This window comes from Caballeronia sp. M23-90 (assembly GCF_053574605.1).
This window is the reverse complement of sequence record NZ_JBSIPA010000315.1, coordinates 1-7,841: the sequence shown is the minus strand read 5'-3', so window position 1 is coordinate 7,841 and position 7,841 is coordinate 1. Positions and strand designations below refer to the sequence as shown.

At 62.1% G+C, this 7,841-nt stretch carries 7 protein-coding genes and 1 pseudogene; 2 read left to right on the top strand and 6 right to left on the bottom strand.

Annotated elements, in window-relative coordinates; all coding sequences use genetic code 11:
• Nucleotides 1-120: 120 nt before the first annotated feature.
• Together ACRXB1_RS24890 and ACRXB1_RS24885 are read left to right on the top strand one after the other, a co-directional pair.
• Nucleotides 121-924 (top strand): annotated as a pseudogene (locus tag ACRXB1_RS24890) (molecular chaperone DnaJ); the annotation flags it as partial.
• Between the two features lie 10 nt (nt 925-934).
• Complete coding sequence (locus tag ACRXB1_RS24885) at nt 935-2,719, top strand: chorismate-binding protein (protein WP_449493549.1); 1,785 nt, start codon at nt 935-937, stop codon at nt 2,717-2,719.
• 6 nt (nt 2,720-2,725) lie between these two features.
• Here the strand turns inward: ACRXB1_RS24885 and panB are convergent, their stop codons facing one another.
• From panB to ACRXB1_RS24855, 6 genes are all read right to left on the bottom strand, one after another.
• Nucleotides 2,726-3,541 (bottom strand): 3-methyl-2-oxobutanoate hydroxymethyltransferase, encoded by an 816-nt coding sequence (gene panB / locus ACRXB1_RS24880; protein WP_062169198.1) that lies wholly within the window; start codon nt 3,539-3,541, stop codon nt 2,726-2,728.
• Nucleotides 3,542-3,599: 58 nt separating this feature from the next.
• Nucleotides 3,600-4,304: a deoxynucleoside kinase gene (locus ACRXB1_RS24875; RefSeq protein ID WP_062169200.1), complete on the bottom strand. Its 705-nt coding sequence runs from the start codon at nt 4,302-4,304 to the stop codon at nt 3,600-3,602.
• A 39-nt stretch (nt 4,305-4,343) separates the two neighbouring features.
• Complete coding sequence (gene folK / locus ACRXB1_RS24870) at nt 4,344-4,871, bottom strand: 2-amino-4-hydroxy-6-hydroxymethyldihydropteridine diphosphokinase (protein ID WP_062169201.1); 528 nt, start codon at nt 4,869-4,871, stop codon at nt 4,344-4,346.
• Nucleotides 4,872-4,965: 94 nt separating this feature from the next.
• Nucleotides 4,966-6,558 (bottom strand): polynucleotide adenylyltransferase PcnB, encoded by a 1,593-nt coding sequence (gene pcnB / locus ACRXB1_RS24865; protein ID WP_062169203.1) that lies wholly within the window; start codon nt 6,556-6,558, stop codon nt 4,966-4,968.
• Nucleotides 6,551-7,237 (bottom strand): histidinol-phosphatase, encoded by a 687-nt coding sequence (locus tag ACRXB1_RS24860; protein WP_061998496.1) that lies wholly within the window; start codon nt 7,235-7,237, stop codon nt 6,551-6,553. Before ACRXB1_RS24860 ends, pcnB begins: the two co-directional genes overlap by 8 nt.
• A gap of 74 nt (nt 7,238-7,311) precedes the next feature.
• A partial coding sequence (locus ACRXB1_RS24855; RefSeq protein WP_449493548.1) for an HdaA/DnaA family protein occupies nt 7,312-7,841 on the bottom strand: 530 nt, incomplete at its 5' end.

Below are 7,841 nucleotides of genomic sequence, written 5' to 3'. Positions count from 1 at the left end.
CTGCCGCTCGTCGCGCTGTTCTATGTCAGCGCAACGGTGGGATCGGCAGTGAGGTTCTGGAGCGGAAAAGGCGGCCAGTGGAAGGCGCGGGTTCAGGCGCCGTGATGCATTGATTTGCGCGGGCACGCAGGTCCACAGGTTTATCGTGGTGCAGATTTGCGCTACAGCATGGAAATTTCGCTGGAGCAGGCAGCGCACGGGTACGACACGCAAATTCGTGTACCGAGCTGGGTCAATTGCGAGATCTGCAAAGGCTCGGGCGCCAAGGCCGGCACGAAACCGGAAACATGTCCGACGTGTCACGGACAAGGCACCGTGCGAATGTCGCAGGGTTTCTTCAGCATCCAGCAAACGTGCCCGAAGTGTCACGGCACCGGTACCTTCATTCCTGAACCGTGCGGTCATTGCCACGGCGCGGGCAAGGTGAAGGAAACGAAGACGCTGGAGGTGAAGATTCCGGCGGGTATCGACGACGGCATGCGGATTCGTTCGTCGGGTAACGGCGAGCCGGGCATCAACGGCGGTCCGAGCGGCGACTTGTACGTCGAGATTCACATCAAGCAGCATTCGGTGTTCGAGCGCGATGGCGACGACCTCCATTGCCAGATGCCGATTCCGTTCACCACGGCGGCGCTTGGCGGCGAGATCGAAGTGCCGACGCTGGCCGGGCGCGCGAGCTTTACGGTGCCGGAAGGTACGCAGTCGGGCAAGACGTTCCGTCTGCGCAGCAAGGGCATCAAGGGATTGCGTTCTAGTATCGCCGGCGACTTGTATGTGCACGTCCAGGTCGAAACGCCGGTCAAGCTCACCGATCAGCAACGCGACCTGCTCAAGCAGTTCGAGCGTTCGCTGACTGAGGGCGGCTCGCGTCATAGTCCGCAAAGCAAGAGCTGGTTCGATCGGGTGAAGAGTTTCTTCGATTGAGGCACTGATCATGCCGCAACGCGGCGAGGTTTTCGCGCTGCTCGACGATTGCGACTCGACCGCCGGAAGGCGGTCGAGTCGCCTTTACGCCGGCTTCGTGCGCGAACGGTCGTGTCACGAAGCGGCAGAGCTGGACGACGTGTGCGCGAGCGTCAGGCGAGACCTGCACGACGGTTTGCACGTGGTCGTGCTGGCGGACTACGAATTCGGCCGCAATCTGCAGTTGGCGCAGCCCGGCAATGCCGCGCTGCGCTTTTTGTTGTTTCGCGAATGCAGGTTTTTGTCGCGGGAAGAGGCCGAACAGTGGCTCGCTGAAAACGACAACGGTTTGGCTGACCAGCCGTCGGTGGCGGGAGTGGCGAACATCGAATCGAGTGTGACGCCCGATGCTTTCGAACATGCCATCGCAGGTGTGCAGGAGGCGCTGCAGGCGGGCGACTCGTATCAGATCAATTACACATTCCGTCTCGCGTTCGATGTTTTCGGCTCGGCCATTGGGTTGTACCGAAGGCTGAGGGAGCGGCAACCGGTACGCTATGGCGCGTTGATCGCGATGCCCGACGGGCGTGACGTGTTGTCGTGCTCGCCGGAGTTGTTCATCGAACGTGAGGGTGATTTACTTCGCGCCCGGCCAATGAAAGGCACCGCGCCGCGCAGCGCCGACCCGGAATGGCTGCGAGACGATCCGAAAAATCGCGCTGAGAACGTGATGATCGTGGATATGTTGCGCAACGACATGGCGCGCGTGGCCGTGACCGGAAGCGTCCGGGTGCCGCAATTGTTCACGGTCGAGGCGTACAAGTCGGTGTGGCAAATGACATCGACCGTGGAGGCGCGTTCGCGGCCACGCACCTCGTTCGCCGATATCCTGCGCGCGCTGTTGCCGTGCGGATCGATCACGGGCGCGCCGAAACACAAGACCATGCAATTGATCGACGCGCTCGAAAGCACGCCGCGCGGTATTTATACCGGCGCTATAGGCTGGCTGGACGCGCGTGATGACTTCTGTTTGTCCGTGCCGATCCGCACGATTGAAATCGAGCATGGCCGGGGCAGGATGGGTATCGGCGCGGGTATTGTGCTGGACAGCGTCGCCGCGGATGAATTCGAGGAGTGCCAATTGAAAGCGCAATTCCTGACTGGCTCCGATCCGGGTTTCCAGCTCTTCGAGACCACATTCGCAACGAAGGACGGGATTCGCCATTGGGGCCGGCATCTGGCGCGGTTGGCATCGAGCGCTGCGTGGTGCGGGTTTCCGCTTGACCGGACTGCGCTGCAAAGTCTTGTCGATGAAACCTGCGCCGGGTTTGAACAGGACGCCTCGTACAGACTCAGGATTGCATTGGCGAAAAGCGGCGAGATCAACGTAACGAGCGCGCCCCTTGCGCCGTTGGCGGAGCAAACGGTGAGCGTGTTGCTGGCATCCGAATATGGCTTTGCGCCGCGCTCTTCCAATGATCCGTTGCTCGAACACAAGACGACATCGCGTGAGGATTACGACCGTGCATGGCGCGAGGCCGAAACGCATGGCGCGTTCGATATGCTGTTCTTCAACGAGCGCGGCGAGCTGACGGAAGGCGGGCGGTCGAACGTATTCTTGAAGCACGATGGCCGATGGAAAACGCCGCCGCTCGGCGCGGGATTGCTGCCGGGCGTGATGCGCGGCGTTTTGCTGGAAGAGCTGGAAGCAGAACAACGCGCGCTGACGCTCGAAGATTTGAACCGCGCCGAAGCGCTGATGATCTGCAACGCGTTGCGCGGCGCAGTGGCCGCGCGTCTGAAACGCAAGAGCTAATAGCTTCTAAAACGTATGCTCCGGCCCGGGGAAACTCTTCTCCTTCACGGCCTGAACATACGCTTCGACAGCCGCAAAAATACTCGGCTGGCCCTGCATGAAATCCTTCACGAAACGCGGCCGTTTTCCGGGAAAGATCCCCAGCATGTCGTGCAGCACGAGCACCTGGCCTGAACAATCGATACCCGCGCCAATGCCGATCGTCGGGATAACCAATTGTTCCGTGACCTCTCGCGCGAGCAACGTAGGCACTGCTTCGATCACCAGCAATTGCGCGCCGGCTTCCTGAAACGCCAACGCGTCGCGACGCATCTGGTCGGCGCCGGCATCGGTCTTGCCCTGCACCTTGAAGCCGCCGAACGCGTGCACGGATTGCGGCGTCAAGCCGACGTGCCCGCACACCGGAATGGAGCGATCAACCAGGAATCGCACGATCTCCGCCGACCATTCCCCGCCTTCGATCTTCACCATCTGCGCGCCGGCGCGCATCAGCTTCACGGCGTTCGCGTAAGTCTCTTCGCGTGAGCCGACCGTGCCGAACGGCATGTCCGCCACCACGAGCGCATTCTTGTTACCTCGTACGACGGCAGCGGTGTGATACGCGATGTCATCGAGCACCACGGGCAACGTCGTGCCATGGCCCTGCAGCACATTGCCAAGCGAATCGCCGATCAACATCACGTCCACACCCGCGCGGTCGAGCAGCGCGGAAAAGCTGGCGTCGTAACACGTCAGCATCGTGATCTTTTCGCCGGCTTCGCGCATGGTCCGAAGCTTCGGAACGGTGATCGCGGTGCGGCTGGTTTCCTGCAAATACGCCATGGCAATTTCCACATCGACTAGATAAGAGACGGCACGCTGGCGCGCCGCCCGGACGGACTTAGAGTGACGTGCCCTTGACAAAGAATTCCTTGCGCCCGCGCATGGTTTCAATACGTTCGATCAGCAGCGCCAGATCGGCTTCCGATTCCAGCGGGTTCAAATGCTCGGCGTTCACCGTCAACAACGGCGTGGCGTCGTAGTGATAGAAGAAGTCATTGTAGGCGTCGCAGAGGGCGCGCAGGTAGGCATCGGGGATCTGCAACTCCATGGGCACGGCGCGTTTCTGGATGCGCGCGAACAGCACCTCCGGACTGGCCTGCAGATACACCACGAGATCGGGCGCCGGCGCCGGCGCATTGAAGCGTCTCGATACCTCGCGGAACAGCTCGAACTCGTCGTCGGGCAGCGTCAGCCGTGCGAACAGCGCGGTTTTCTCGGTGATGAAATCCGTGATCAGCGGCGTGAGCGCGGATTGCCCGACATGTCCTGCGCCGCCCACGAGCGCCGCGCCGATTTCCTGAGCCTGTTGCGCGCGTTGCAACGCGAACTGCAATTGCGTGGCGAGCGCGTAACGCGAGTTGTCGCGATAAAACCGTTCGAGAAACGGATTCTCCTGCTGGCGCTCGAAAAGCGTACGCATGGACCAGCGCTCCGCGAGCAGCCGCGCGAGCGTGGTCTTGCCGACGCCAATCGGCCCTTCTATCGCTATGTATCTGTGCGGCGGGCGCAATTGCGGCGCGGTGACGGTAAGCGGCGTGCTCATGGCGTTTTCGTGGTTGTGAGGCTATGCGCGAGAGAGCGTTCAGGCTTCGCGACGGGATGTGCAGCGGGAGGCGAAAAGCGGGCACAGATGCGTCGCCACTTTTTCGATGCGTTGGTCTTCGACCGATGCCAGGAACGCATCGGCGCGGCCGCGCTGGGCGATGATCACTTCGCTATCGAGTTCGATCAGCGGCACGAGTGCGAACGCGCGTTCGGTGAGACGCGGGTGCGGGATCACGAGATCGGCTTCTTCAATGCATGAGTCGCCGAACAGCAGGATGTCGAGGTCGAGCGTGCGCGGCGCGTTGCGGTATGGCCGCTCGCGCCCGAAGTGCTCTTCAATGGAATGGCACAGCCGCAGCAAGTGTCGCGCGGGCAGGGTGGTATCGATCTTGACGACACAATTGAAGTAGTCGTCGCCACCAGCGTCGATCGGCGCGGTGCGATAGAGGCTCGATTTCGCGAGCACGCTGATCGTGTGTTGCTGAGCAAGACACACGACTGTGTCTTTCAGGGTCTGGCGCGCATCGCCAAGGTTTGCGCCCAGGCCCAGATAAGCTACCGTCATGGCATGAATCCTACGACTGTCGTTCGGCGAAACACGACGCGAATGCGCTGTCTAGCACGCACAAAGCAGGCGCAAAGCACGCGCACGGGCCGCGTCAATCGTCGCCGTGCCGCACGTCGCGCTCTTCGCGCACATCACGTTCTTCACGAGCCGATGCGTCCCCGCTGCTCGCGCCGCCCTCCATTCCGTCACCCGGCCTGCGGCTTTTGGCGTTACTGCTGCGCCGCCGTCGTTTCTTGGGTGCCCGGTCCTTCCCGCCTTGCGAAACAAGTGACTCTCGCGCAGCAGCGTCCCCTTCGATGAAATCCGTCCACCACTGGCCAACCGATGCATCCAGTTCGCCCGATTCACACCGGAGCAGGAGGAAATCATAACCCGCCCGAAACCTTTGGTGTTCCAGCAGCTTCATCGCGCTGCGGCCGGAGCGTTTTTCAAGCCGATGTTGCAGGCCCCAGATCTCCCGCATATCCGATGAAAACCGCTTGTGGATAGCAAGCTTTTCGGTCTGCATGTCGAGCACGTCGTCCATCGCGCGATGCAGCGCCGGCACGGGGAATTCACCGGCGAGCGTGTATTGCTGCCAGCGCGACTGCATGTCGTTCCAGAGCAGCGTGGCGAAGAGGAACCCCGGCGATACCCCTTTGCCCGCACGCACGCGCTCGTCAGTGTTGGTCAGCGCCAGCGTGATGAATTTCTCGCCGTGCGTGGATTCGAAAATCACATCGAGCAGAGGCAATACACCGTGATGCAAACCTTCAGCGCGCAAACGCGTCAGGCACGCGAGCGCGTGGCCTGAGAGCAGCAGCTTGAGCATCTCGTCGAAGAGACGCGCAGCCGGGACATTGCTGATCAGATCAGCCAGTTCCGCAATCGGCGCGCGGGTTGCGGTCTCGATCTCGAAGCCGAGCTTTGCAGCAAAACGCACCACGCGCAGCATGCGCACCGGATCTTCCCTGTAACGCGTCGCGGGGTCTCCGATCATGCGCAGCAACCGCGCGCGGATGTCGGCCATGCCGTCGTGGTAATCCAGCACGGTTTGCGTCGCCGGATCGTAATACATGGCGTTGATCGTGAAGTCGCGGCGCGTGGCGTCTTCGTGCTGCTCGCCCCAGACGTTGTCGCGCAGCACGCGGCCGCTGGCATCGACTGCATGCGTGCGCGTGTCCATCTCGCCGCGTCTCAAACGTGGCGGAGGTGGTGACGGCGGTGCGTCGGCGGGGGTATCGACGAGAGCACGGAACGTCGATGTCTCGATGATGTCCTGTCCGAACTGCACGTGCACGATCTGAAACCGCCGACCGATGATGCGCGCCCGGCGAAACAGTTTTTGCACCTGGTCGGGCGTGGCGTCTGTTGCAACGTCGAAGTCCTTCGGCGCCACGTTCAGCAGCAGGTCGCGCACGGCGCCCCCCACGATGAACGCCCGATGCCCGGCTTGTTGCAGCCCTTCGGTCACACGGATCGCGTTCTTCGAGATCAGCGACGGGTCGATGCCATGCACGTCCGCCGACAGGATCACCGGCACGTTCGGATCGCGCCTGGCTTCGGCCGGCGCTGCCTTCTTGCGCGTGGTCTTGCGGGCAGGTTTTACATCGTCGCCGGATGCAGCAACGAGCGGGGCGGTCGCCGGAGCGTCCTCTTTGGCGCTTTCCTGGCCGAACAGCTTGCGGATGAGTTTTTTAATCACGTGGGGAGAAGATTTCCAGGATGCGCCAGCCGCGGGACTGCGCATGAGCGCGCAGGGTGTCGTCGGGATTGGTCGCGATCGGGTCGGTGACTTTCTCTAGCAGAGGAATGTCGTTGTGCGAGTCGCTGTAGAAGTAGCTGTGTTCGAAGTCGCCCAGGCTTTTTCCCATGGAAGCGAGCCACATTTCGGTACGCACGATCTTGCCTTCGCGAAAGCTCGGCGTGCCCGTGGGGCGGCCGGTGAGCTCGCCGTTCGGGATATTGTCGACCGTTTCGACCTCGCAGGCGATCAGCGCGTCAATGCCGAATGCCTGGCCGATCGGCGCCGTGATGAACGCATTCGTGGCGGTCACGAGACAGCAGAGATCGCCCGCTTCCTGGTGTTTGCGCACCAGTTCGAGCGCGGCGGGCTGGATGGCCGGCGTGATGACCTCGCGCATGAACTGCGCGTGCCAGTCGTCCAGTTGCGTGCGCGGATGCCGCGCCAGCGGGGAAAGCTGGGCGTTCAGGTAGGCGTGGATATCGAGCGTGCCGTCCTTGTACTGCGCGTAGAACGCGTCGTTTTGCTTCGCGAACTTTTCGGCATCGACAATACCGAGCCTCGCCATGAAGCGACCCCATTCGTGGTCGCTGTCCGTCGGGATGAGGGTGTGATCGAGATCAAATAGGGCTAGGTTCATGGGAGCGCATTTTACTTGAAGCGGGTGGAAGCGTTCGGCGGGCTGTCGGGACGGCGCGTGCCTGCCGTCCAGGGTCAGAAAAGCTCGGTTTGCGGGCGCGGCGCTTCATCTTCCTTTTTGGCGAGCATCGTACGCAGCAAGGGCAGGGTGACCGCGCGCTTTTGCTCCAGCGAAAAGCGGTCGAGTTCGTCGAGAAGCTTCATCAGGCTTGGCATGTCGCGCCGGAAATGGGTAAGCAGGTAGGCCGGCACGTCATCCGCCAGATCGATACCGCGTTCGCGCGCCGCGTGTTTCAGCGCAGTGGCCTTGCTTTCGTCGGAAAGGGGCGTGAGCTGGAAGACCAGTCCCCAGCCGAGGCGCGTGCGCAAGTCTTCTCTCACCGATAACCCCAGCGGCGCCACGTTCCCCGTCGCCACGAGCGCGCTGGAAGGATGGGCGCGCACCTCGTTGAACAGGTTGAAAAGCGCGATTTGCTGCGCGCCCGAGAGGCGTTCGCAGTCATCGACGGCGTAGATGTTGGCTTTCGGGTCGAAGGTGAATGCGGCGAGCGGCGCCTGCGGGCTCAGGAAACGCGCGCGGCCGTTGGCTTCGTGCATCAGCGCCA

Bases quoted from the DNA above. Each gene is read 5' to 3' on its own strand.
- folK (WP_062169201.1), bottom strand. From the start codon at position 4,871: ATGACGGTAGCTTATCTGGGCCTGGGCGCAAACCTTGGCGATGCGCGC.
- ACRXB1_RS24860 (WP_061998496.1), bottom strand. From the start codon at position 7,237: ATGAACCTAGCCCTATTTGATCTCGATCACACCCTCATCCCGACGGAC.
- ACRXB1_RS24875 (WP_062169200.1), bottom strand. From the start codon at position 4,304: ATGAGCACGCCGCTTACCGTCACCGCGCCGCAATTGCGCCCGCCGCAC.
- panB (WP_062169198.1), bottom strand. From the start codon at position 3,541: ATGGCGTATTTGCAGGAAACCAGCCGCACCGCGATCACCGTTCCGAAG.
- ACRXB1_RS24885 (WP_449493549.1), top strand. From the start codon at position 935: ATGCCGCAACGCGGCGAGGTTTTCGCGCTGCTCGACGATTGCGACTCG.